26 protein-coding genes are annotated in these 21574 nt (G+C 54.9%); 16 read left to right on the top strand and 10 right to left on the bottom strand.

Translation table 11 applies throughout. The annotated features are described in order from the left end of the window. Nucleotides 1–22: 22 nt before the first annotated feature. From DHf2319_RS12080 to DHf2319_RS12060, 5 genes are all read left to right on the top strand, one after another. Nucleotides 23–763, top strand: coding sequence for an amino acid ABC transporter ATP-binding protein (locus DHf2319_RS12080; protein WP_305802158.1), 741 nt, complete (start codon nt 23–25; stop codon nt 761–763). A gap of 99 nt (nt 764–862) precedes the next feature. Next, nucleotides 863–1051 (top strand): DUF3460 family protein, encoded by a 189-nt coding sequence (locus DHf2319_RS12075; protein ID WP_243478607.1) that lies wholly within the window; start codon nt 863–865, stop codon nt 1049–1051. Nucleotides 1052–1057: 6 nt separating this feature from the next. Beyond that, nucleotides 1058–1936 (top strand): segregation and condensation protein A, encoded by an 879-nt coding sequence (locus DHf2319_RS12070; RefSeq protein WP_243478606.1) that lies wholly within the window; start codon nt 1058–1060, stop codon nt 1934–1936. Between the two features lie 28 nt (nt 1937–1964). Next, nucleotides 1965–2807, top strand: a complete 843-nt coding sequence (panC, locus tag DHf2319_RS12065) for a pantoate--beta-alanine ligase (protein ID WP_243478605.1) — start codon at nt 1965–1967, stop codon at nt 2805–2807. A gap of 547 nt (nt 2808–3354) precedes the next feature. Beyond that, a complete protein-coding gene (locus DHf2319_RS12060) occupies nt 3355–3720 on the top strand; it encodes a response regulator transcription factor (RefSeq protein WP_243478604.1) in 366 nt (121 codons plus the stop codon). Here DHf2319_RS12060 and DHf2319_RS12055 read toward each other — a convergent pair. Continuing rightward, a complete protein-coding gene (locus DHf2319_RS12055) occupies nt 3635–4264 on the bottom strand; it encodes a hypothetical protein (RefSeq protein WP_243478603.1) in 630 nt (209 codons plus the stop codon). The genes DHf2319_RS12060 and DHf2319_RS12055 overlap by 86 nt on opposite strands. Nucleotides 4265–4491: 227 nt before the next feature. On the opposite strand from DHf2319_RS12055, the gene DHf2319_RS12050 reads away from it, so the two are divergent. Genes DHf2319_RS12050 through DHf2319_RS12035 form a run of 4 tightly spaced genes read left to right on the top strand, consistent with a single transcriptional unit; the run spans nt 4492 to nt 8042 of the window. Then, a complete protein-coding gene (locus DHf2319_RS12050; RefSeq protein ID WP_243478602.1) occupies nt 4492–5163 on the top strand; it encodes a prepilin peptidase in 672 nt (223 codons plus the stop codon). After that, the gene (gene coaE, locus DHf2319_RS12045; protein ID WP_243478601.1) at nt 5156–5758 is read left to right on the top strand and encodes a dephospho-CoA kinase; all 603 of its coding nucleotides are present in this window, start codon (nt 5156–5158) and stop codon (nt 5756–5758) included. Before DHf2319_RS12050 ends, coaE begins: the two co-directional genes overlap by 8 nt. Before the next feature lie 29 nt (nt 5759–5787). After that, nucleotides 5788–6537 carry a cell division protein ZapD gene (gene zapD / locus DHf2319_RS12040; RefSeq protein ID WP_243480102.1) on the top strand — a complete coding sequence of 250 codons (750 nt, stop codon included), beginning with the start codon at nt 5788–5790 and terminating at the stop codon, nt 6535–6537. 29 nt (nt 6538–6566) lie between these two features. Then, complete coding sequence (locus DHf2319_RS12035; RefSeq protein WP_243478600.1) at nt 6567–8042, top strand: efflux transporter outer membrane subunit; 1476 nt, start codon at nt 6567–6569, stop codon at nt 8040–8042. Here DHf2319_RS12035 and DHf2319_RS12030 read toward each other — a convergent pair. The 6 genes from DHf2319_RS12030 to DHf2319_RS12005 are packed head-to-tail and all read right to left on the bottom strand — an operon-like array spanning nt 7995 to nt 13901. Continuing rightward, nucleotides 7995–8948, bottom strand: a complete 954-nt coding sequence (locus DHf2319_RS12030) for a Nudix family hydrolase (RefSeq protein ID WP_243480101.1) — start codon at nt 8946–8948, stop codon at nt 7995–7997. The genes DHf2319_RS12035 and DHf2319_RS12030 overlap by 48 nt on opposite strands. Nucleotides 8949–8952: 4 nt before the next feature. Beyond that, nucleotides 8953–9834, bottom strand: a complete 882-nt coding sequence (locus tag DHf2319_RS12025; protein ID WP_243478599.1) for an ATP-binding protein — start codon at nt 9832–9834, stop codon at nt 8953–8955. A 7-nt stretch (nt 9835–9841) separates the two neighbouring features. Further along, nucleotides 9842–11068 carry a bifunctional glutamate N-acetyltransferase/amino-acid acetyltransferase ArgJ gene (gene argJ, locus DHf2319_RS12020; protein ID WP_243478598.1) on the bottom strand — a complete coding sequence of 409 codons (1227 nt, stop codon included), beginning with the start codon at nt 11066–11068 and terminating at the stop codon, nt 9842–9844. A 30-nt stretch (nt 11069–11098) separates the two neighbouring features. Further along, on the bottom strand, nt 11099–12379 hold the full coding sequence (hemL, locus tag DHf2319_RS12015) for a glutamate-1-semialdehyde 2,1-aminomutase (protein ID WP_243478597.1): 1281 nt from the start codon (nt 12377–12379) through the stop codon (nt 11099–11101). A 41-nt stretch (nt 12380–12420) separates the two neighbouring features. Then, nucleotides 12421–13071: a thiamine phosphate synthase gene (gene thiE / locus DHf2319_RS12010; RefSeq protein WP_243478596.1), complete on the bottom strand. Its 651-nt coding sequence runs from the start codon at nt 13069–13071 to the stop codon at nt 12421–12423. Continuing rightward, nucleotides 13068–13901 (bottom strand): bifunctional hydroxymethylpyrimidine kinase/phosphomethylpyrimidine kinase, encoded by an 834-nt coding sequence (locus DHf2319_RS12005; RefSeq protein ID WP_243478595.1) that lies wholly within the window; start codon nt 13899–13901, stop codon nt 13068–13070. Before DHf2319_RS12005 ends, thiE begins: the two co-directional genes overlap by 4 nt. Nucleotides 13902–13962: 61 nt before the next feature. On the opposite strand from DHf2319_RS12005, the gene DHf2319_RS12000 reads away from it, so the two are divergent. From DHf2319_RS12000 to DHf2319_RS11970, 7 genes are read left to right on the top strand one after another with little or no spacing between them, the layout of a single operon-like run. Next, the gene (locus tag DHf2319_RS12000) at nt 13963–14127 is read left to right on the top strand and encodes a rubredoxin (RefSeq protein WP_243478594.1); all 165 of its coding nucleotides are present in this window, start codon (nt 13963–13965) and stop codon (nt 14125–14127) included. A 6-nt stretch (nt 14128–14133) separates the two neighbouring features. Next, nucleotides 14134–14697 (top strand): YqgE/AlgH family protein, encoded by a 564-nt coding sequence (locus DHf2319_RS11995; RefSeq protein WP_243478593.1) that lies wholly within the window; start codon nt 14134–14136, stop codon nt 14695–14697. After that, nucleotides 14690–15094: a Holliday junction resolvase RuvX gene (gene ruvX / locus DHf2319_RS11990; protein WP_243478592.1), complete on the top strand. Its 405-nt coding sequence runs from the start codon at nt 14690–14692 to the stop codon at nt 15092–15094. The genes DHf2319_RS11995 and ruvX overlap by 8 nt, the downstream gene beginning before the upstream one ends. Nucleotides 15095–15105: 11 nt before the next feature. Then, a complete protein-coding gene (gene pyrR / locus DHf2319_RS11985; protein WP_243478591.1) occupies nt 15106–15642 on the top strand; it encodes a bifunctional pyr operon transcriptional regulator/uracil phosphoribosyltransferase PyrR in 537 nt (178 codons plus the stop codon). Beyond that, nucleotides 15642–16595, top strand: a complete 954-nt coding sequence (locus DHf2319_RS11980; protein WP_243478590.1) for an aspartate carbamoyltransferase catalytic subunit — start codon at nt 15642–15644, stop codon at nt 16593–16595. Before pyrR ends, DHf2319_RS11980 begins: the two co-directional genes overlap by 1 nt. Continuing rightward, nucleotides 16592–17887: a dihydroorotase gene (locus tag DHf2319_RS11975; RefSeq protein WP_243478589.1), complete on the top strand. Its 1296-nt coding sequence runs from the start codon at nt 16592–16594 to the stop codon at nt 17885–17887. The genes DHf2319_RS11980 and DHf2319_RS11975 overlap by 4 nt, the downstream gene beginning before the upstream one ends. Next, a complete protein-coding gene (locus tag DHf2319_RS11970) occupies nt 17884–18633 on the top strand; it encodes a lysophospholipid acyltransferase family protein (RefSeq protein WP_243478588.1) in 750 nt (249 codons plus the stop codon). Before DHf2319_RS11975 ends, DHf2319_RS11970 begins: the two co-directional genes overlap by 4 nt. Nucleotides 18634–18655: 22 nt before the next feature. Here the strand turns inward: DHf2319_RS11970 and DHf2319_RS11965 are convergent, their stop codons facing one another. The 3 genes from DHf2319_RS11965 to aroE are packed head-to-tail and all read right to left on the bottom strand — an operon-like array spanning nt 18656 to nt 21570. Further along, nucleotides 18656–19504, bottom strand: a complete 849-nt coding sequence (locus DHf2319_RS11965) for a symmetrical bis(5'-nucleosyl)-tetraphosphatase (protein WP_243478587.1) — start codon at nt 19502–19504, stop codon at nt 18656–18658. Then, complete coding sequence (lptG, locus tag DHf2319_RS11960) at nt 19501–20682, bottom strand: LPS export ABC transporter permease LptG (protein ID WP_243478586.1); 1182 nt, start codon at nt 20680–20682, stop codon at nt 19501–19503. The genes DHf2319_RS11965 and lptG overlap by 4 nt, the downstream gene beginning before the upstream one ends. 9 nt (nt 20683–20691) lie before the next feature. Then, a complete protein-coding gene (gene aroE / locus DHf2319_RS11955; protein WP_243478585.1) occupies nt 20692–21570 on the bottom strand; it encodes a shikimate dehydrogenase in 879 nt (292 codons plus the stop codon). Nucleotides 21571–21574 lie beyond the last annotated feature (4 nt).

The raw sequence follows: 21574 nt of genomic DNA, 5'->3' as shown, positions 1-21574 counted from the left end.
TCCAAGCGTGGAGAAATAGGGGATGGATCAAGATCTGATTCAAATGATCAATGTCAATAAGTGGTACGGCAAGTTTCACGTACTTCGAGACATTAATTTGTCGGTAGCCTCCGGGGAGCGTATCGTGATTTGCGGCCCATCCGGGTCGGGTAAGTCCACCCTGATACGGTGCTTGAATCGTCTCGAAGAGCACCAGCAAGGTCAGATCATCATTGACGGTACGGAATTAACGAGCGATATCAAAGATGTTGAAACGATCAGGCGTGAAGTCGGCATGGTGTTTCAGCACTTCAATCTGTTTCCCCATTTGACGGTGTTGGAGAACCTCACGCTTGGACCGATCTGGGTCTTGAAAAAGCCTAAGGCTGAGGCTGAGGCACAAGCCATGAAATACCTGGAGCGGGTCCGTATTCCTGAGCAGGCCAACAAGTATCCTGGTCAGCTCTCTGGTGGTCAGCAGCAGCGGGTGGCGATTGCCCGCTCGCTTTGCATGAACCCCAAGATCATGCTGTTTGATGAGCCAACTTCAGCACTTGACCCGGAGATGGTCAAGGAAGTGCTTGATGTCATGGTGGAGCTTGCCGAGCAAAGCGGTATGACCATGCTTTGCGTCACCCACGAGATGGGGTTCGCTCGCAAGGTCGCCAATCGAGTGATCTTCATGGATCAGGGTGAAATCATCGAACAAAACAATCCTGAAGCGTTCTTCGACAACCCGCAATCAGATCGAACCAAGTTGTTCTTAAGTCAGATTCTGCACTAGGCGAGGTTTTGATCTTGTGCGCCGCAAAATCGGCGCCTCCCTACAGTAGAATTAGCACACTAAGGTTCAGATTTGGTTCTCTGCAGGGATACTTCCACCATGGCTAGTCATTACGAGTCCGACATCACGCAGTTTATTAAGCAATACAAGCAGCAGCACCCCGATGCTGAGCAAAAGCAGCGAGAGGGACGTGCGCGCCTGTGGGATCGTCCCCAGGACCCTGAGCTGCTTGAGGGTTTCAAGCAGGCCAAGGTGCCGCAACGACCGTACGTCTATCAAAACGATTGACGATTCATGTCCGATCCCGGCTCAAATGACCAGGCACTCGAGGCGCTAGTTGCGCCACCGGTGGACTCAACCCCTGATGTGGTTGACTCGGTGGCCATTGCTCGCCTGTATGGCGAGCCCCTTTTTAATCTTCCGCAAGATCTGTACATCCCTCCCGATGCGCTTGAGGTGTTTCTCGAGACATTTGAAGGGCCGCTCGACCTGTTGCTTTATCTAATTCGCAAACAGAATTTCAATGTGCTTGACATTCCGATGGCAGAAGTCACCGGTCAGTACCTCTCGTATGTCGAGCAAATCAGGGCGACTAATCTTGAGCTTGCCGCCGAGTATTTGCTCATGGCTGCGATGCTCATTGAAATTAAAGCCAGAATGCTTTTACCAGTAGCGCCACGTGAAGACGGTCAAGAGCCAGAAGACCCGCGTGCAGAGCTCGTTCGGCGGCTGCTGGAGTATGAGCAGATGAAGATCGCCTCACAAAAGCTGGATGAATTGCCTCGTATTGGTCGGGATTTTTACAATGCGCAAGCCAGTGCCGACTTTGAGGTCGAGAAAATCTTACCGATGGTGCAACTCGCCGACTTGCAAGCGGCCTGGGCTGACATCATTCGTCGAGCCAAACTCAATGCGCACCATCACATCACTCGTGAGCAGTTGTCTGTACGTGAGCACATGACCCATATCCTGAGGCATCTCTCGGGGGTGCGATTTATCGAATTCAGCGACCTATTTATGAGCCGCGTAAACGAAGGTGCACCCGTGGCAGTGGTCGTGGTGCATTTTCTGGCGATGCTTGAGCTCGCCCGGGAGTCGTTGCTGGAAATTACTCAGGCCGAACCCTACGCACCCATCTACGTACGCCTATCCTACTCAAGTATGCCGGCCTAAGTTGGCAGCAAAAGGGCTGGAGGAAACCTTGAAAGTTGTTCACACCATAGAAGAGTTACGCGATCACTTGCGTGGCCAAAACCGCGTGGCTTTTGTGCCAACGATGGGCAACCTGCATGAGGGGCATTTGGCGCTCATGCGAACCGCTCGGCAACATGGTGACCCAGTCGTTGCCAGCATTTTTGTTAATCGTTTGCAGTTTGGGCCCAATGAGGATTTTGACAAATACCCGCGCACCTTGGCTGACGATATCGCCAAGCTTGAAACTGCTCGTGATGTATACGTCCTGTTTGCGCCCGATGAGCGTGAGCTCTATCCAGAACCACAGACTTTCCGAGTCCAGCCGCCAGGTGATCTTGGCGATATTCTGGAGGGGCACTATCGGCCCGGTTTTTTCCAGGGGGTAAGTACGGTGGTGCTCAAGCTCTTTTCTTGTGTGCAACCACGTGTGGCAGTGTTCGGAAAAAAAGACTACCAGCAACTGATGGTGGTACGTGCCATGTGTCGACAGTTTCAGCTACCAGTTGACATCCTGGCACATGAAACGGTGCGTGCTCAAGACGGGTTGGCTCTATCTTCGCGCAACGTCTATCTCTCCGATACCGACCGACAAGAAGCGCCCACTCTCTATGCGCAGTTAAAACAAATACAGAAGGCTGTTCATGATGGTGCCGTCGAGACCGCAGCACTTGAAAGCCGAGCCATTGATACCTTAACGGCCAATGGCTGGCAGGTGGACTACATTGCCATTCGTCGTCAGCGCGATTTGTTAGTTCCTACCGAAGCAGAGGTCGCCGCTCGCGAGCCCTTGGTAGTACTTGCCGCAGCCAAGCTTGGTGCAACGCGTCTAATCGACAATCTAGAAATTTAAACTAGCCTCGATGTCAATCCCCATCTAGGGTAACCCCCAGCTGTCAGATTTGACAGCTTTCGCCCCCGATCCAGGTTTGAGAGACTACCACCTACAAAATCCTCCAAGGACTGCTGCCTTAGCGGCAGCCCTTGCACGAGGGTTCATTCAAACACTCGAGGAGTTGTTGAGCTTTATGCGCTTGCACCAAAGCTCTGGGCTCCGAGCGTGGCTGGTGTAAAACCAGGTGGTCTTTGGCGAGTAGGGCATATCCGTCATATATGGACTCGACTAACAGTTTGCCGTTAGCAAGCGTGAAGGAGTCAAGTTTTACCGTGCACCACGGTGACATTGTCCAAGCTAACCGTAACGCCGCCTTCAGTACGTCGGTAGCGGAAAACTTCGAAAGAACGCGAGTTTCACCGCGATGAGAAATTGGATTGAATTTTTGCGACACGTTCTGCGGTGCAACTGAGCGTCAGGAGCTTGGATTGAGCGCGCAAGCGCATTAACCAAGACCAGAACATCTTGTGCGAAGCAATACGCAACTATTTTAAGGATAGGCAGTATGCGAAGAAAAAAAGAACGGATTATTGATGGGATTGGTTGGGATGGCTTGACAGCTCGTGAGCGTCAAATGCTTTATCCCGTTACAGAAGGTAAAGCCAATAAGGTGATTGCCATGGAGCTCGGTATTTCAATGCGTACGGTGGAGTCACATCGCGCAAGGATTTTTCGCAAGATGAATGTAGATAACGCCGTCCAACTGGCTAGGGCAATTTATGGCGACCCGAGCCTTGCAGACCAAATGCGCACCGGCCAGGCGCTGATCGTCTCTGATCCCAAACTCAATTACATGACGGGGCGGCGACCCCGTCGAGTTCAGAAATCGGATCAAGATCGGGTTGTCGGCTCAGCGTGTAAGTCAGGTTAGGCGTCTGGCCGTCGATGCTGCGAAGTTGAAGCACTTGGGACGATGTCATGGTCAATTCGGCTCGCACGTTTTTGTCCTCACCTAGCAGCATGAGGCGCGGCGGGCGCATGAGAACGCCGCGCCAGCATCCTTGCATGGTTTGAGCGCCACCGCTAGCTTGTTGGTTTTCGAGATAACTGACTCTTGCTCGCCATCGGCCATTCGGCGCTAGCGTGAGCGTGACCTGCTGCGCGATGCAACGCATATCTTTATGAAAGCAAGGCAGTGTCCCAAAAAACGTCTCAGGTTTGGCAAACAGCGTGTTTTGTGGGGTGACTTCGTCTTGTTGGATCTTCTGCGCGAGCGCGCTTTGCCCAGCCGGCGTTAGCCCGTCTGCCTGAGCAACTGTGGTGCTTTGGGATTGGACCGGTTCATTGGAGCGTAATTTGATCTGTATCTGAGAGGGGGCATTGACTGTTTGGCGGGTGACACCGCCCTCTGCGAACACAATCGCGTCCTGAGTTGAGCTAGCCGGAGGGGGGTTGTAATACCCCGGTTGCTGCATTTGCGCGCAGCCTGTTAGACCCAAGATGGCGGCCGCGACGCCGACAGAGTGGGATCTTTTAGAAAACCATTTAAGAGTAGGCATGAACACACGCATGGCAGGCCGCACAAAATCGTTTAGTAACACCACGCATTCTACGCATATTCGGGGGATCAAGCGACTGCTAACTGGAACTGATTCTTTGTCCGGCAGATATGTTGCAATCGATCGATTGATCTTGATCCGCCATGTTGAGTGATGTTTTTGTGACATGGCTTTGGGCGCTGCCCTTGGGTGGTTTGGTGGCATTGACAGCCCAGCGCTGCTCCGTGCGGTTAATGCAAGAAGCCGTCTTGGTTTATGGCGCCCCATCACATTGTCCAAAAATGCGTGGTGCTTATGTCTGGTTTGCAGTCTGGTACGTCGTTAACATCGCGGGCTTGACGACTGTGGTGCCTGGTTCAGCGTTTGCGCTTGCCCCTTGGGTGCTATGGCTGGCTGTGCTGGGCTTGCTTGGTCTGATTGATGCAAATACGGGGCTATTGCCCAATGAGCTCAACTTGCTAATGATGATAGCTGGCTTGGCTTGGCATGCAATGACAAACGACACTTGGCTGCCCGCTGCAAACTACGCCTGGGGTATGGTGTTGGGCTGGTTGTTGCCATGGTTGCTTAATGACTTACATGAGCGCTGGCGCGGTACCCTTGCTATCGGGCAGGGCGATGCCAAATTACTGGCTGGCATTGGGGCATGGCTGGGGCTGCAGTCTTTACCGCTAGTCTGGGTCATCGCATGTCTGGCCATGCTTGTCTATACTGCACTGGTAGTGCTGGCAGGTCATGGACGACCCGCGTATGTCACGTTCGGCCCGTTTTTGGCGGTGGGAGCAAGTACGGTCATGTTGCTAAATCATGTTTAAGTTAGGACTCACGGGCGGAATTGGTTCCGGTAAAACCAAGGTGGCAGACATGTTGGCCGAGTTGGGTGCCACCGTGATTGACACTGATGTGATCGCTCATGCGCTCACTGCCGTTGGTGGGCAAGCGATCGAGCCAATTCGAACCGCTTTTGGAGAGCAAGCCATCTCGGCGGCGGGGGCGATGGACCGAGATTACATGCGCGACCGCGTATTTAATGAACCTCGCGATCGTAAGCGTCTAGAGGCAATTTTGCATCCGCTGATTGCCCAGGAAGTGCAACGTCAGACCTCGCAGGCGAGCGGTTGCTATGTGGTGTTTGTGGTGCCTTTGCTCATTGAGTCAGGGCGATGGGTTGACCGCGTGGACAGGGTTTGCGTGGTTGACTGCGACCGACAGACTCAGATTGAGCGGGTTCAGACGCGCAGTGGTCTGAGCCGTGAGCGTATTGAACAAATTATTGAGGCTCAGGCTAGCCGTCAGCAGCGGCTCGCCGCTGCTGACGATGTCCTCGACAATGGGGCTCACATATCTACGACTGAGCTTAGGGCTCAGGTCTTGGGTTTGCACCAGCAGTGGTGTAACCTAACGGGATGATCATTTATGTCGACATGTGCTAGGCCGTGATGCGCTTTGAATATCCCTTCAATGAGCGCGTGCGGGCCTGGATGCGTCTAGAGTATTTGCTGGACAGGCTCAAGTTTTTTGCTGGTCCGGGTGATGCTCGTCTTCACCAAGTTGCACTTAGTGCACTGTTCGATGTGCTTGATGCCACTGAGCGTACAGACGTCAAGGGTGGCGTGTTACAGGATCTTGAGCGACAGAAGGCCGCGTTCTCGGCACTGAAAGATCACCCCGGGGTTGATGATCAGGCACTTTGCAAGGTGATTGACGACATTGATCTCGCCCATGCAGCACTAACCGGGCAGGGTCGTACCGGTCAGACATTGCGCGACAACGATTGGCTAACGAGCCTACGAGGCCGACTAGCGGTTGCTGGTGGCGGCACGCAAGTCGACATGCCTTCATTTCACGCGTGGCAATGCCAGCCTGAAGCTGTACGATGTGCTGATCTGCGGCAGTGGATCGAGCCGCTGTTGCCATTGGATCAAGGCATTGGCCTTATCATGCGCTTATTACGGCAAGCTGGCGAAACCCATGACGAGATCGCTCGCAATGGTGCGTTTCAGCAAATGCTTGGTGGCAAGTCTTACCAGTTGCTGCGAGTCTGGATTGACCCGCAGCTTAATGTTTTTCCAGAGATGAGCGCCAACAAGTACATGGCATGGGTTCGGTTTTCTGAACAGTCAGGGCAATCCAAACCTCAGCCAGTCCAACGTGACATCGCATTTCGATATGCGCTGTGCGCACTCTAGTGCTGTTTGTAATGCTTAGGTAGCAATCGATGTCCAACTGCACGGGTCGTTCAGCCCGTTTAATCCCACTGTTTCTCTCAGTCGTGTTGGCTGCATGTACGGTCGGACCGGATTACCAGCGCCCGGAGGTAAGTCTCGGCACGGCTTTCGAGCAGTTACAGGACAACCCAGGCTGGATGCCTGCAAAGCCGGGAACACCGGCGATCGGTCAGCAGTGGTGGCAAATTTTTAATGACAACGTGCTCAATGGTCTGATGGCCACGTTGAATGCACAAAACTTAAGCATTGAGCAGGCACAGGCGCAATACGACCAGGCACTCACCTCAGTGCGCTCGGCCAACGCGGCGCTTTATCCGACGTTGGGTTTAAATGCCGATCTCGTGCGAGCCGATGCACCAATCTTGCTACCCGGATCGCCCGTTGTGGCCGGCGGATCCGGTGCTTACACCGAATATGACGCCAGCCTTGGTCTGAGCTGGGAGATTGATCTTTGGGGTGGCATTCGTCGCGGCGTGGAGTCTGCACAAGCCTCCGCGCAGGCCAGTGCGGCAGATCTTGCAGGTGCCAAGCTAAGTGCACAGGCCGCACTGGCAAGTACTTACTTTCAGGTTCGAGTGCTAGATGTTCAGGCTGACTTGCTCGACCGCACAGTTACTTCGTATGAGCGATCGTTGCGCATGACCGAAAGCCTGCAAAAGGCTGGTTTGACTGACAAAGGTGACGTGGCGGTTGCACAAACACAGCTTGATACAGCACGAGCGCAGCGTTTGGACCTGCAGTGGCGTCGTGCTCAACTTGAAAATGCCATTGCTGTGCTGCTTGGTGAGGCACCGTCAAGCTTTGAACTAGCGGTCAAAGTCGACTTGAGTGTCCAGCCGCCTCAGATTCCAGTGGGCGTTCCGTCCGCGCTGCTGCAACGGCGTCCTGACATCGCAGCAGCCGAGCGACGCACCGCTGCAGCCAATGCGCGAATCGGCGTAGCGACTGCTGCTTGGTTTCCAGACTTGACCATCTCCGCCAGCGGCGGTTACCGATCGCGTCAGTTCACGCAGTGGTTTAATGCGCCGGCCCAGTTCTGGGCTTTGGGTCCCGCCTTGGCCATGGCGATATTTGATGGTGGCCGACGTCAAGCCCAGATTGAAGACGCACAAGCCGGATTCAGGGCACAAGCGGCCAGCTACCGCTTGACATCACTTCGAGCCCTGCAAGAAGTTGAGGATGCGCTGGTGCAATTAAGGGTGCTTGCGCAAGTTCAGCAAGTGCAGGCCTCTGCGGTGGCAGCTGCTCGTGAATCTTTGCGGATTCGGCGTAATCAGTATGAGAAAGGCTTGGTGGATTATTTAAGTGTGGCGCTGCTGGAAACAACGCTGTTAAATAACGAACGTAACGCGATCGGTGTTATGGGCGATCGCTTGTCGGCCAGCGTCAAGCTGGTGACAGCGCTCGGTGGTGGTTGGTCAGTCGATCAGATGAGCAATACCAGCAATGCCGTGAGCGCCCCGTGATTGAGCGAGCGCCAACGAAGCACTACTTTGGCCTCCGATGGCAAATGCGGGTAGACCAGCTAACTGGTTGAGCCGTTCGAACTCATCCCAGCCCAGAGTAGCGGCGCCCGGATGTGATGCGGTTGGCAGTACAGGTCCAAGCACTACAAAATCAGCTTCAATGGCACGGGCAATCGCTAACTCTTGTTCGTTATGCGTTGACACCCCGACTAGCTTGCCTTGCAGCGCTACAGGTCTACCCGAGAGCTTTTTAGCGTCTTCGGCTCGCAAATGTACGCCGTCAGCCAGATGCCAGAGTGCCTTGTCATGAACGCTGTTGATGAGTAGTTTGGCGCCATGGGCGTGGCAACAGGATTTAACCTGTTCAAATACGGCATGCATATCCGGTGTGTCCCAAGCTGGTTCACGCCACTGGACGAGTTTGACGCCTTGTGCCATCGCGACTTGAAGCTTATCCAAAAAGGCAGCATGGCCCATTGATGAGTGTGCTGATGAAATCAGGTACTTGCTTGGCAATTTCAGCCAACGCAACGGAGGGTATGCGGCTGGCAATAGGTCTGGCAATTCAGTAGCCGTTGCAATATCCACCCATTTGAGTTGTTGTTGCTCAAGTGTTTGTGGCTCGCCCACCCAACCAGTGACACGACAAAAGTGCAGCCTGACAGTCGTGGTTGGGTAGCGGTGAATGTAGGTCACCCATGGTGTGGCATCCGTCAGCTCAATGCCGAGCTCTTCCTTGAGCTCACGCCCAAGCGCTTGCATCACCGACTCACCGGGTTCGAGCTTGCCCCCAGGTAACTCCCACCAACCAGCCCATGGCTTACCCGCGGGTCGATCACCTAGCAATACCTTGCCGTTATCCGTGAGTAATACGCCAACGGCAACGTCAATGATGGGATCAGTCACTGCCTCAGGCATGACGGGCAGCCCAGTCCCTCGCAAAGTGCCATGCTACCCGTCCGGAACGTGAGCCGCGTTCCAGCGTCCATTGCAGGGCTTCGGTGCGCGCCTCGGTGATGGAGGCTTCCGAGCACCCAAGCTCGCGCAGCCAATGCGCGACGATATCAAGATAATCGTCTTGGCGAAATGGGTAAAACGACAGCCATAACCCGAAGCGCTCTGAGAGGGAGATTTTTTCTTCGACTGTTTCGCCCGGGTGGACTTCACCGTCTGGTTGGTGTTTGGCCTGAAGATTCTCATTCATGTACTCAGGCATCAGGTGGCGTCGGTTCGACGTAGCGTAGATCAGCACATTGTCACCCGTCGCGGCGGCTGATCCATCCAGTACGGATTTCAGGGCCTTGTAGCCTGACTCGCCTTCTTCAAATGACAAGTCATCACAAAACACGATAAATCGTTCAGGACGGTCAGCCACGCAATCCACAATATCAGCCAGATCACCAAGGTCTGCTTTGTCAACCTCGATCAGGCGCAGGCCCTGATCCCCAAACTGCGCCAACATGGCCTTGACCAACGAGCTTTTACCGGTGCCGCGCGATCCTGTCATCAGCACATGATTGGCTGGCTTACCCTGCACAAAGTGCAGCGTATTGCGTTCAATCACGGTTTTCTGGCGCTCGATATGTTGCAGATCCTCCAGGGTGATGCGGTGCGGGTGGGCAATGGCATCTAACCAGCCGTGGGCAGTGCCGCGCTTGCGCCAACGAAATGCCCTGGCATTCCAGTCAACCGGGGGTGGCGCTGGCGGCAGCCAGGCTTGCAACTGTTTGAGCACGCCATTGGCTAGCGTGATGAGTTCGGAGATATCTTGTGAATTGGTTGTTTGTGACATGATGTGATCAAGAACGGTAGTCAGCGTTGATGCTGACATATTCATGAGAAAAGTCGCAGGTGTAGACGGTCTCGGATACCGCACCACGCCCAAGCGAGACGCGCACCAAAATCTCCGGCTCTCGCATCACGCGCTGTCCATCTTCTTCTTGGTAGTTTGGGTCGCGTCCACCCGCGCTGGCCACCAGCACATCGCCTAGCCAAAGCCGGGTTTTGGAGACATCTAAGTCGGCAATGCCAGCATAGCCAATCGCTGCGAGAATTCGCCCGAGATTCGGATCGCTCGCAAAAAAAGCTGTTTTAACCAGCGGCGAGTGAGCGATTGCATACGCGACTTTTAGTGCCTCCTCGTGAGAGCCTGCATCATCTACCGTAATTGTCATGAACTTGGTGGCACCTTCGGCGTCTCGCACAATCTTGCAGGCTAAGTCTTTGGCGGCATGGGCCAGTGCAGCCTTTAGTTCATCGTAGCCTGGGTCCGTCTCGGCCTGGATCGTGAGCTCGGATTGACCAGTTGCCATCACGATGAACGAATCGTTCGTTGACATATCACCATCAACCGTGATGCGGTTAAACGACTGGTTGGCGATCTCGCGAGTCAGCGATTGCAGTAGCGGTTGCGCAATCCTGGCGTCCGTGGCCAAGTAGCCCAACATGGTTGCCATGTTGGGTCGAATCATGCCAGCGCCCTTGCTGATGCCGGTGATGGTGATTGTTTTGCCTTGTATCTGGATGCGTGAGGAGTAAATCTTGGGCAACGTGTCCGTGGTCATGATGCTGTGTGCAGCTTCATACCAATTCTCGGCACTCAGACCGCTGACTGCCTTTGGAATTCCGGCTTCGATGCGATCAATCGGCAGGGGCTCAAGGATCACGCCAGTAGAGAATGGCAATACCGCCTGCGCATCAATGCCTAGCGCTTGTGCAGTGGCTGCGCACATACGGCGAGCCCGAACCATCCCCTGTTCTGCCGTACCAGCATTGGCGTTGCCGGTGTTGATCACCAGCGCGCCGATAGATGTTCTGGCGCCGAGGTGCTCTTCGCAGACGATGACAGGCGCTGCACGAAAGCGGTTGGTCGTAAAGACACCCGCTACGGTGGTGCCAGGCGCCAACTTGAACACGGTCAGGTCTGGCCGGTCTTTCTTGCGGATGCCAGCCGCTGTGATGCCGATTTCTACGCCAGGCACTGCGTAGATCGTGTTGCGTTCAGGAATGACGAGGTTGACAGCCATGATGGTTAAAACCTTTGGACCTTGATATCTTTAGACAAGTGATTTGAATACGGCATCTGCAGCCGAGATGGTGGCATCGATGACACTGTCGTCATGCATGGCTGAGACAAAACCTGCTTCATAGGCTGATGGTGCGAAATACACCCCTTGGTCAAGCATGCCATGGAAAAACTTTTTGAATCGCTCAATGTCACTAGCAGACACATCATTCAGGCTTTTGGGAACCGCCTGGGCAAAGTAAATGCCGAACATGCCGCCTTCAGAGTCGGCACTAAATGGTATGCCATGGCGTTTGGCTTGTTGCGTGAGCCCTTCAGTCAGCTTGCGGGTTTGTGCACCAAGTTGGTCATAAAAACCCGGTTCGCCAAGTAACTGCAGTGTTTTGATGCCGGCTGCCACAGCCACCGGGTTACCCGACAGAGTGCCTGCCTGATATACCCCGCCTAGCGGTGCAATATGATTCATGATGTCCGCCCGCCCGCCAAATGCACCGATCGGCATACCGCCACCAATGACCTTGGCCAGCGTGGTGAGATCTGGCGTGACCCCTGTGATGCCTTGCACACCTTGAGGCCCGACCCGAAACCCAGTCATCACCTCATCAAAGATCAACACCGAGTCATAGGCGGTGCAAAGCTCACGCAAGGTTTCCAGAAACCCTGGCGCTGGCTTGACCAGGTTCATGTTGCCTGCCATGGGCTCAACAATCACGCATGCGATCTCTTTGCCATGGGTCTGAAATGCCTCGCGCACAGCTTGACTGTCGTTATAGTCCAGCACGATGGTGTGTGACACAAACTCGGCTGGCACACCGGCAGAGGTTGGATTGCCAAATGTCAGCAAGCCAGAGCCTGCTTTGACCAGAAGACTATCAGCATGGCCGTGATAGCAACCTTCAAACTTGATGATTTTGTTGCGGCCGGTTGCCCCGCGTGCCAAGCGTATGGCGCTCATGGTGGCTTCTGTACCTGAACTGACCAGACGCACTTGTTCCATGCTGGGCAAGCGCTCGATCAAAAGCTCTGCAATCTCGATTTCCGCCTCTGTGGGTGCGCCATACGATAAGCCGTGCACAGCTGCCTCTTGAACTGCCTTGACCACAGCCGGGTGTGCGTGGCCGAGGATGGCAGGACCCCACGAGCCGATGTAGTCGATGTAACGTTTGTCCTCTGCATCCCAGAAGTAAGGACCCTGAGCACGTGCGACGAACCGTGGGGTGCCGCCGACTGAGCGAAACGCCCGAACGGGTGAGTTGACTCCGCCCGGAATGCTGCGACAGGCGCGTTCGAACAGTTCAGCGTTGGTACTCATCCATCTTCTCCTGCTTGGGTTAACTCATACAGTCACTGGCCTCAAACGGTCGGCCAAAGCGTATTAAAACGATGTGCGGTGTTTGTAATATCGTCAGTTATAAATAGCCCACCGACGACCGCCAGACTATCGGCACCCGCTGCCAGTACGCTAGCAGCATTGTCGGCCGTGATGCCACCGATGGCAACCACTGCTGGTCTGGGTGCCATCGATTTGACGAGCGCCTGCGCCTGGGTCAGTATCGTGAGCTGGGCTCGAGAGGCTTGTGGTTTGGTGCCCGAGCTGAACATGGCTCCAAATGCGATGTAGTCCACGCCAACAGCCAGCATCTGTCGGGCTCTATCCAAATCTGAATAGCACGACACACCTAGCAGCATTGACGGGGGTAGTTGACTGCGCACTTGGGCCGGATCAGCGTCATCCTTGCCCAGATGTACGCCATCTGCTCCAAGTTCTATCGCTAGCTGCCAGTCATCATTCATGATGAGTGGTACTTGCAGGTCTCGGCAAACTGGCAAGAGGTGCTGGGCGATCGCTCGGCGTTGCGTCGGGGTCACCTCTTTAAGCCGCAATTGCACGGCTGTCATGCCGCCAGCCGCGGCCTGTCGTATCGCCTGCTCTAATCGATCGGCATCATGCCAATCGGGCGTAACTCCATAAAGACCAGACGGAAATCGCAGCGCTTGTTTCATGGTTTGCCGGACTTGTGGCGGTTGGCGAGCTTTTGTCCCATACCAGCCTGAAATGCTTTGCTGGCAGCCTGCTCGGCATAGTCACAGGCAAGTTTGGCAGAGTCGATCACCGTCATGCCTTGAGCCAAGCCACAGGCCAGCGCCGTTGCGGTCAGTCCACTGAGATCCTGTAGGCGCTGTGGCAGCGCGGCGTTGGGCGGGCATGGCAAGGCGATTGTCTCGCCCTCAGGGCCTAGCAGCAGATTGACCAGAGACCCCGGTCGTTGGGCAAATCCCGTGACCAGCGCCCAGGTGGCGCCTAGCGTTAATAGAGCTGCAGGGCCGTCCGCGGGGTTGAAATTATTCAACACCTCGTCGTTTAGCCAACGCGTCATGGCGCTAGCTGGCATCACGACGACCGAGGCCTGTGGCAACAGCAGCTCCAGGGTGGCCCCGACGCTAGGTGCTACCTCGCCACCCTCCATGTCCTGATCTGGCGTGTCTTGAGGGTTTTCTTGTGGGCCAAGCTGTAACACCATGGGGGCATCGCTGTAGTCGGCTGCCACGCTGGCAATGACACTAGCGATTTCAGGGCACATCACGGTGCCGACCTTGATAGCCGCCACCGGCATGTCTTCAAGCAGGCAACGTGCCTGCTCGTCGATTTGCTCAGCATTTGCGCGCTCAAGTCCGTGAATGCCAGCTGTATCCGAGATGGCCATTGCCGTGGGTACGCATAGCGCATGCGCGCCATGAGCCGCGCAGGTGATGCTGTCAGCTGGAATGTCGGTGCGGCCGGTCGGATCGAACAGGCCAAACACAAGCACAGTGGGTGGGGTTGCAACGAGCAATTGGCTAGACTTTAGGTAAGATTACACAGGATTGCATTGTAAAAGAACTGACAAGGTAACTATGCGTACTTACATGTGTTTGATTTGCGGCTGGATTTATGATGAAGCTGAGGGGTGCCCGGAAGAGGGCATCGCCCCGGGTACCAAGTGGGAGGACGTGCCACCGAACTGGGTGTGCCCTGAGTGTGGCGCACGTAAAGAAGACTTTGAAATGATGGAAGTCTAAGATTAAATGAGTGCGAGCGTGGATCTATCTGGCCATTTTTTGATGGCGATGCCTGGCATGGTTGAGGGCGACCTGGCCGGCACGGTGATCTACGTTTGCGAGCATTCAGATCGGGGGGCGCTGGGCTTGGTCATCAACCGGCCGACGGATCTGAGTTTGGGTAGTCTGCTCGAGCAAGTTGACCTGGAACAAACGAGCACATGCCAATCCGATTTGCCGGTGCATTTTGGCGGGCCCGTTCAAAGCGATCGAGGGTTTGTATTGCACAAGCCGGCTGGCGACTTTAGTTCCAGCATCCGCTTGGGCGATACATTGGCCTTGACGACTTCGCGTGATGTGTTGCAGGCTGTGGCCAGTGGCGAGGGACCTGAAAAGATTTTTGTGACACTGGGCTATGCCGGCTGGGGTGCTGGTCAGCTTGAGCAAGAACTTGCACAAAACGCCTGGTTGTCCGTGCCCGCCAAAGAGTCGATTATTTTTGAGGAGCCTGCAGAGTCTCGCTATCCTGCTGCCATGCGGCTGCTTGGTGTGGATCCTGCAATGCTGGCAGGATCGGCAGGACATGCCTGATGAGCGAACCATACTAGCGTTTGATTATGGCACCAAGCGCCTGGGCGTAGCACTTGGCAATGTTCTGATCGGGAGTGCCAGGCCGCTGGAAATCATTGACTCAGCCGAAAAGGTCAAACGATTTGCGCGCATCGAGGAGCTGATTGTGCAATGGCAACCAGACATGCTGGTGGTGGGCTTGCCGTTGACGGAATCTGGTGGTGAGCAGATTGCCACGCGTCAGGCGCGACGGTTCGCCAACCAGCTCGAGGGTCGATACGGATTACCGGTGACGCTGGTCGATGAGCGCGGTTCCAGTCTGGCCGCCCAGGAGATCGTTGGCAATGCTCCCGATGACGCGGCTGCAGCGGCTATTATTCTGCAAAGATATTTTGATGCGCTGCCGCGCCAGGAATAAGGAACATGATCATGACACCGCCAGCTGAGTCAACCCAAGCGCTGCCCGCTGCCGAAGATCTTTATCTATCCTTGCGGCTAGGGGTGGCAGCGCTTATCAAGGACCTGCCCGCAGACGAGGTGCACCTCGTGGGCATTCACTCCGGCGGTGCCTGGCTTGCGCAACGGTTACATCGCGATCTGCAGATGCAAACCGCACTAGGTACGCTAAACATCAGTTTTTACCGCGATGACTTTGATCGTATTGGCTTGCATCCGCAAGTTGAGCCATCGGACATCGGCTTTGATGTGGTCGGTAAGCATTTGGTGGTAGTCGATGATGTGCTCTATACCGGTCGCACCATCCGAGGCGCCATGAATGAATTGTTTGACTATGGTCGCCCGGCATCGATCAAATTAGTCGTGCTGATCGATCGTGATCAACGCGAGCTGCCGATCTGTGCGGACTTTGCGGCCTGGCGGTTCGAGGCAGCGGTGGCTGATAACCTCGTCCTGGCTCAGACCGAGACGGGTGAATTTACACTGCACGTTGAATCCAAGGAAGCGTGATGCGTAACCCTCAGTTAAATCGCCACGGTGAGTTGACACATTTGATCACCACCGAAGGCATTCCACGCGATATTCTGACTCACATTCTGGATACGGCTCAAACATTTGTGCCGCTCGCGGAACGTGATGTCAAAAAAGTACCCCTGTTGCGCGGCAAGAGTGTTTTTAATTTGTTTTTTGAGAACTCCACCCGCACCCGTACCACTTTCGAGATTGCGGCTACGCGGCTATCAGCTGATGTCTTTAATCTGAACATCAACGTATCCTCTGCCTCCAAGGGCGAGACGCTGCTTGATACCATCGCCAACCTCTCAGCGATGCAGGCTGATATTTTTGTGGTGCGTCACGAGGCAAGTGGTGCACCTTACCTGATTGCCAAGCACGTGGCGCCCGATGTGCATGTCATTAATGCGGGTGACGGCCGACATGCGCATCCGACGCAAGCACTGCTTGACATGTACACGATTCGGCATTTCAAGCAGGACTTTTCCAATCTCACCGTGGCGATTGTGGGCGATGTTTTGCATTCACGAGTGGCGCGCTCCAATATTCACGCGTTGACCACACTAGGTGTGGCAGAGGTGCGTGCAATCGGGCCGCTAACGCTTCTTCCTAGTGGTCTTGAGCAAATGGGTGTGAAGACTTACACCGATATGGCGCAGGGCCTGCGCGATGTGGATGTGATCATCATGCTTCGCCTGCAAAACGAGCGCATGCGCGGCGCGTTACTGCCGTCCTCACATGAGTATTTCAAACACTATGGGCTAACCCCACAAAAGCTTGCCATTGCCAAGCCAGATGCGATCGTGATGCATCCAGGGCCCATGAACCGAGGTGTTGAAATAGATTCTGCGGTGGCTGATGGTTCTCAGTCGGTGATTCTGAATCAGGTGACGTTCGGAATCGCAGTTCGTATGGCCGTTATGAGTATTGTGGCGGGAGCATCATCGTGAGATTGCATATCAAAAACGCCCGCTTGCTTGACCCAGCCACAGGCATGGACCAACAGTCAGATCTTTGGGTTGCCGGGGGTCGAATTGCAGCGATCGGCCAAGCCCCGTCAGGGTTTGAAGTTCAGCAGACATTGGATTATGGTGGCTTGTGCCTGATGCCGGGTTTGATTGACCTCGCGGTTCGACTCAGAGAGCCAGGTCATGAGTACCGCGCCACGCTGGAGTCCGAATTGAAGGCAGCCATGGCTGGCGGCATTACCAGCCTGGTATTGCCGCCAGACACGGATCCGCCGCTTGATGAGCCTGGCCTGATCGAGATGTTAAAACACCGGGCTCGTCAGCTCGACCAGGTCAATCTGTATCCTTTGGGTGCCATGACGGTAGGTCTGAAAGGACAGGTCATCACCGAGATGGCTGAGCTCTCTGAGGCGGGTTGTATCGGGTTCGCCCAAGCCGATGAGCCAATCGTAGACACTGCTGTGATGTTGCGAGCCATGCAGTATGCGCGTTCGTTTGGTTTTACGCTTTGGTTGCGTCCGATTGACCCATGGCTTTCGAAGGGTGTGGTGGCTAGCGGTGCTTATGCAGCTCGGCTCGGACTCTCGGGCGTACCGGTGCAATCGGAGACGATTGCGTTGCATACGCTATTTGAATTGCAGCGAAGCGTGGGTGTGAAGTTACATATCTGTCGCATCAGTTCCGCAGCAGGTGTGGAACTCATTCGCCAAGCCAAGGCCCAAGGTCTGCCAGTGACTTGCGACACCACAGTCAATCATGCACATCTGACCGATGTGGATATCGGCTACTACGACACCCATTATCGGTTGGATCCACCATTGCGAACTCAACGCGACCGCGAGGCTTTGCGCCAAGCGCTAGCCGATGGTACGGTCGATGCGTTGTGCTCGGACCATACACCCGTTGATGACGATGGCAAACAGATGCCTTTCGCAGAGGCAGAGTCTGGTGCTACTGGCTTGGAGCTTTTATTGAGCCTGGCCATCAAGTGGGCGCGGGAGGACAACATACCGCTGACCCAGGCGCTGGCGCGGGTCACCTCAGGACCTGCTGCTGTGTTGCGCACCTGCTCACAGGCCATGCCGCCGGTGGGTTCTTTGGTGGTGGGCGCACCCGCAGATTTTTGCGTGGTTAACCTTGATGATCACTGGATTGTGGCCAGGCAATCGCTGGTCAGCCAAAGTCGGCACACGCCCTTTCTTGGCATGGAGTTGCCTGGCCGGGTTCAAGCCACCATCATGCGTGGCCGCGTGGTCTGGGAGCGAGCCGGGTGAGGGTGGCATTGTTTGCACTCAGAGCGCCGGTCGTGGCGTTGTGGGTGCTGTGCGGTCTGCTGACGATCGGTCTGGTATTTCCTTGGGCAGGACGCTCAGGCAGGCTTGGCTTAAAGAAACACTGGTCCCGGGTCTTATTGATGTTGTGTGGGGTTCGTACCCGTATACAGGGTGATCCAGTTAAAACGGGTCCAGTCTTATGGGCAGTGAACCATGTCTCTTGGCTTGATATCTTCGTTTTGAATGTGGTGCGTGCTACCGCATTTGTTGCCAAGCAAGAAATTCGCCACTGGCCCATCATTGGTTGGCTAGCGGCGGGTGCGGACACGATTTTTATAGAGCGTGGTTATCGGCATGCTGTCCATCGCGCGGGTCAGGCCATGAAACTGCGTTTTAGCCGTAACCAGCCCGTGGGTCTTTTCCCGGAAGGGACTACCTCCGAGGGGTTTGATGTGCTGAACTTTTATGGCAACTTGTTTGAGCCAGCACGTGAACCGGATATCGCTATTCAGCCGGTGGCGTTGCGTTACTACCATCGCGGTGAGCGTAGTGCATTGCCCGCATTTGTCGGTGAGGAGTCTCTTCTTCAAAACCTCTGGCGTTTGCTCGGTACGACGGGCGTGAGTGTTGAGCTCGTATTCTTGCCTCTAATAGGCACACCTGATCAGGCTAAACCACCTCGTGCCGAGCTCGCTAGCCACGCCAGGCAGTCCATTCGTGAGGTTGTTCTGGTGAATCAGGCTTGACGTTCCTCGCATCTTGCCATATTCACGGCACGAGTGATGCGGCCAGGGGGTCCAACTCTTGATGGCAGGCGACTTGCAGCAATCGGCGATCTTGCAGGCGCATAGCTGATAAATGACCACCCCAGACGCAACCCGTATCCAAGCAGATGACATCTGGCCGGTTCAGCAGTCCCAGCGTTGACCAGTGACCAAATACAACGGTGACATCGCTTGTTGCGCGGCCTGGCATATCAAACCAAGGAATCAAATCGTCGGTACGATCCTTGGGTGAAGATTTGACCGCAAGCATCATGTGGCCCTTGGGGTTGCACATGCGTAATCGCGTCAATGCATTGATGATCACCCGCAGGCGTTTGGTGCCCGTGTGGCCTTCTTTCCAGCGCGTGGGCTCGTTACCGTACATTTTTTGCAATGACTTGGCCCAGTTGTCACTGCGAAGTGCCTGCTCTACTTCTGCAGCAAGTGATAGCGTTTTTTTGACGGTCCATTTGGGTAAAACCCCGGCGTGAACCATCAGATGATCGAGCTCAAAATGGGCAAGTTTACGATGGCGCAACCAATGAATAATGTCGCCCGCGTCCGGTGCGGTCAGGACCTCATGAAACGTATCGTTTTTACCAGGGGCCCGAATACCCGCAGCAACCGCTAACAAATGCAAGTCGTGGTTGCCGAGCAGGAAGACGCTACGGTCTTCGAGTGACATCAGTCGTCTGAGCGTCTGTAATGAGCTTGGACCGCGATTAACCAGGTCGCCAGCAAACCAGAAACGCGCCTGAGGATTGTCTGCGATGGTCGGCTGCGAAAGCAACGCGTCCAGTGGCGCATAGCAACCCTGGATATCACCAATCATCCAGATATCGGGCGCGCTCATGCCATGCCTCCCGCGCTGTTGGTGGGCGCGCGAACCGTTTTTCTAGGCCATTTGAAGCGCCTTTCCATGGCCAGTAGCGTCCCAAATGCCAATACAAACGCAATCACATTGGGCGCAAGCGCTGTGACAACCGGTGGCCATTGGTAAAGCATACCCATATTCAAGGTGAGCTGACCGAGCATAAAGAAAACGGTGCCAGTCAAGATACCTGCAAATACCTTGGCGCCAATACCGCCACGGCGCGTTTGCATATAGGCAATTGGGGCTGCAATGGTGAGCATGACCAACAACGTAAAAGGGTAGGCGATTTTGCGCCATACCGCCACAATCTGGCGGGTGGCGTCTTGATTGTTGGACTGCAAAAAGTCGATATAGTCCCACAGCGTCAGTAATGACATCTTTTCTGGGGTGGCAATCCTAGCCACGAGTCTTGCTGGCGTTAACGAGGTAGTCAGCAGGCGGGTCGGCTCGGTCTGGACGATCATCAGCGGCTCTGAGGCTGGTAGCCCATCAGCGAGCGCTTGCAGGGCGTTGTCATCAATGATGTTGTCCGAAACATTAAAAAGCCGCAGTTTGTCGCCTTCAAACACTCCTCGCTGCGCCTGGGAAAGTAGAGTGAGGCGATCATCTGCTCCCATTTCATAGATGGTCAGGTTAGCCACTTCGCCAGAACTTAGTAGTTCACCGATGTTCAGAACACGCGAGCCGCCTTGGGCAGTGGGCTCGCGAAACCAGTAGCCACTGATCAGGCGTCCACCCTCGACTTTGCCTCGTAAAACAAGGTTGGCTTCGCTGTAGCGAATCTCGGCGGCCGGAGTCATGTACTCTGACAAGATGATGGCCAGCGCGATGATTGGGACGCATGCCATCCAGAGCATGCCCAGCAGTCGGGTGGCACTGACGCCAGAGACCCGCAGAATCACCAGTTCATTGCGTTGCGCCAAGCCCGCGAGTGCAAGTACAGCACCAATTAATACGCCGATCGGCAACAACTCATAGGTTCGCGTCGGTAAAGCAAGTAACTCTATATAAAGTAATGATTTCAACGATAAACGCTCGCTGACCCTGTCGAGCTGGTCCACCAGCGTAAAAAAAGAAAACAAACCGATAAGTGCAAGCATGACCACGAATGTGGCGCGGTAAAGCTCTTTAGCTATGTAGTTGCGAGCAGTCGACATGTTTTTAGTTTAACGGACTGCCGATTCAAGTTGGGCACGAATCTCTGTAATGACTGGCTCAACATTGGGCGATTTCGATAACCAGATCCGAAAGCTCTCAGCAGCTTGCCCAACCAACATGCCTAGTCCATCTGCCAACTCGGTGCTGCCGGCCTCATTGGCCTGCCTTAAAAAGGTAGTCAAGCCACGGCCATACATCATGTCGTATGCTGCGACCGACGGCCCGAACAGGCTGGCAGGCAAAGGCAATGGATCGCCCTGCAGGCTGCTTGCCGTGGCATTCACGATAAGGTCAAAGTCTTTTGAGTGATGGAGGTTTGCCTGGCCAAGCGCTGACAAGCTATTTGCCGATAGACGAGTTGAGTCGTGTGCGTGCGTTGCGAGCCAGTCATCGACCAGTTCGTCAGCGCGCGCCGCTGTTCGATTGACGACCAGAAGGTGCTGACAGTCTGCCTCCAACAACGGCCCGATCACGCCACGGGCGGCGCCTCCTGCCCCTATCAATAAAATTCTGGCGTCTTTGATTGGCATCGATAAGCGTTTTAAGTCATTGATCAGTCCCACACCATCGGTGTTGCAGCCATGCAATTGACCATTGGCCATCCACAATGTGTTGACCGCACCGGCTTGTTGCGCCCGTTCGCTCAAATTTTGTCTGGCAAGTTGCCACGCACGTTCTTTGAACGGCACGGTGACATTCAGTCCTGTACCGCCTGAATCAAAGAACTTTTGTACGCGGGTTTCAAACTCGTGCGGCTCACAATCAAGACGGTCGTAGATCAGGTTGACGCCAACTTCAGCCGCGAAGGCAGCATGAATATCGGGCGACCGACTGTGAGCCACGGGGTGACCGATCACGGCGAATCTCAAGATGGGCTGCTTGGTCATGGGC

The organism is Orrella daihaiensis (assembly GCF_022811525.1).
In the GTDB taxonomy this organism is placed as follows: Bacteria; Pseudomonadota; Gammaproteobacteria; order Burkholderiales; family Burkholderiaceae_B; genus Algicoccus; species Algicoccus daihaiensis.
This window is presented reverse-complemented; position numbering and strand designations above follow the sequence as displayed.

Excerpts from the sequence above, each read along its gene's own strand:
- DHf2319_RS12080 (WP_305802158.1), top strand. The coding sequence starts at position 23 with ATGGATCAAGATCTGATTCAAATGATCAATGTCAATAAGTGGTACGGC.
- DHf2319_RS12075 (WP_243478607.1), top strand. The coding sequence starts at position 863 with ATGGCTAGTCATTACGAGTCCGACATCACGCAGTTTATTAAGCAATAC.
- DHf2319_RS12070 (WP_243478606.1), top strand. The coding sequence starts at position 1,058 with ATGTCCGATCCCGGCTCAAATGACCAGGCACTCGAGGCGCTAGTTGCG.
- DHf2319_RS12060 (WP_243478604.1), top strand. The coding sequence starts at position 3,355 with ATGCGAAGAAAAAAAGAACGGATTATTGATGGGATTGGTTGGGATGGC.
- DHf2319_RS12055 (WP_243478603.1), bottom strand. The coding sequence starts at position 4,264 with ATGCAGCAACCGGGGTATTACAACCCCCCTCCGGCTAGCTCAACTCAG.
- DHf2319_RS12050 (WP_243478602.1), top strand. The coding sequence starts at position 4,492 with ATGTTGAGTGATGTTTTTGTGACATGGCTTTGGGCGCTGCCCTTGGGT.
- coaE (WP_243478601.1), top strand. The coding sequence starts at position 5,156 with ATGTTTAAGTTAGGACTCACGGGCGGAATTGGTTCCGGTAAAACCAAG.
- zapD (WP_243480102.1), top strand. The coding sequence starts at position 5,788 with ATGCGCTTTGAATATCCCTTCAATGAGCGCGTGCGGGCCTGGATGCGT.
- DHf2319_RS12035 (WP_243478600.1), top strand. The coding sequence starts at position 6,567 with ATGTCCAACTGCACGGGTCGTTCAGCCCGTTTAATCCCACTGTTTCTC.
- DHf2319_RS12025 (WP_243478599.1), bottom strand. The coding sequence starts at position 9,834 with ATGTCACAAACAACCAATTCACAAGATATCTCCGAACTCATCACGCTA.
- argJ (WP_243478598.1), bottom strand. The coding sequence starts at position 11,068 with ATGGCTGTCAACCTCGTCATTCCTGAACGCAACACGATCTACGCAGTG.
- hemL (WP_243478597.1), bottom strand. The coding sequence starts at position 12,379 with ATGAGTACCAACGCTGAACTGTTCGAACGCGCCTGTCGCAGCATTCCG.
- thiE (WP_243478596.1), bottom strand. The coding sequence starts at position 13,071 with ATGAAACAAGCGCTGCGATTTCCGTCTGGTCTTTATGGAGTTACGCCC.
- DHf2319_RS12000 (WP_243478594.1), top strand. The coding sequence starts at position 13,963 with ATGCGTACTTACATGTGTTTGATTTGCGGCTGGATTTATGATGAAGCT.
- DHf2319_RS11995 (WP_243478593.1), top strand. The coding sequence starts at position 14,134 with ATGAGTGCGAGCGTGGATCTATCTGGCCATTTTTTGATGGCGATGCCT.
- ruvX (WP_243478592.1), top strand. The coding sequence starts at position 14,690 with ATGCCTGATGAGCGAACCATACTAGCGTTTGATTATGGCACCAAGCGC.
- pyrR (WP_243478591.1), top strand. The coding sequence starts at position 15,106 with ATGACACCGCCAGCTGAGTCAACCCAAGCGCTGCCCGCTGCCGAAGAT.
- DHf2319_RS11980 (WP_243478590.1), top strand. The coding sequence starts at position 15,642 with ATGCGTAACCCTCAGTTAAATCGCCACGGTGAGTTGACACATTTGATC.
- DHf2319_RS11965 (WP_243478587.1), bottom strand. The coding sequence starts at position 19,504 with ATGAGCGCGCCCGATATCTGGATGATTGGTGATATCCAGGGTTGCTAT.
- lptG (WP_243478586.1), bottom strand. The coding sequence starts at position 20,682 with ATGTCGACTGCTCGCAACTACATAGCTAAAGAGCTTTACCGCGCCACA.
- aroE (WP_243478585.1), bottom strand. The coding sequence starts at position 21,570 with ATGACCAAGCAGCCCATCTTGAGATTCGCCGTGATCGGTCACCCCGTG.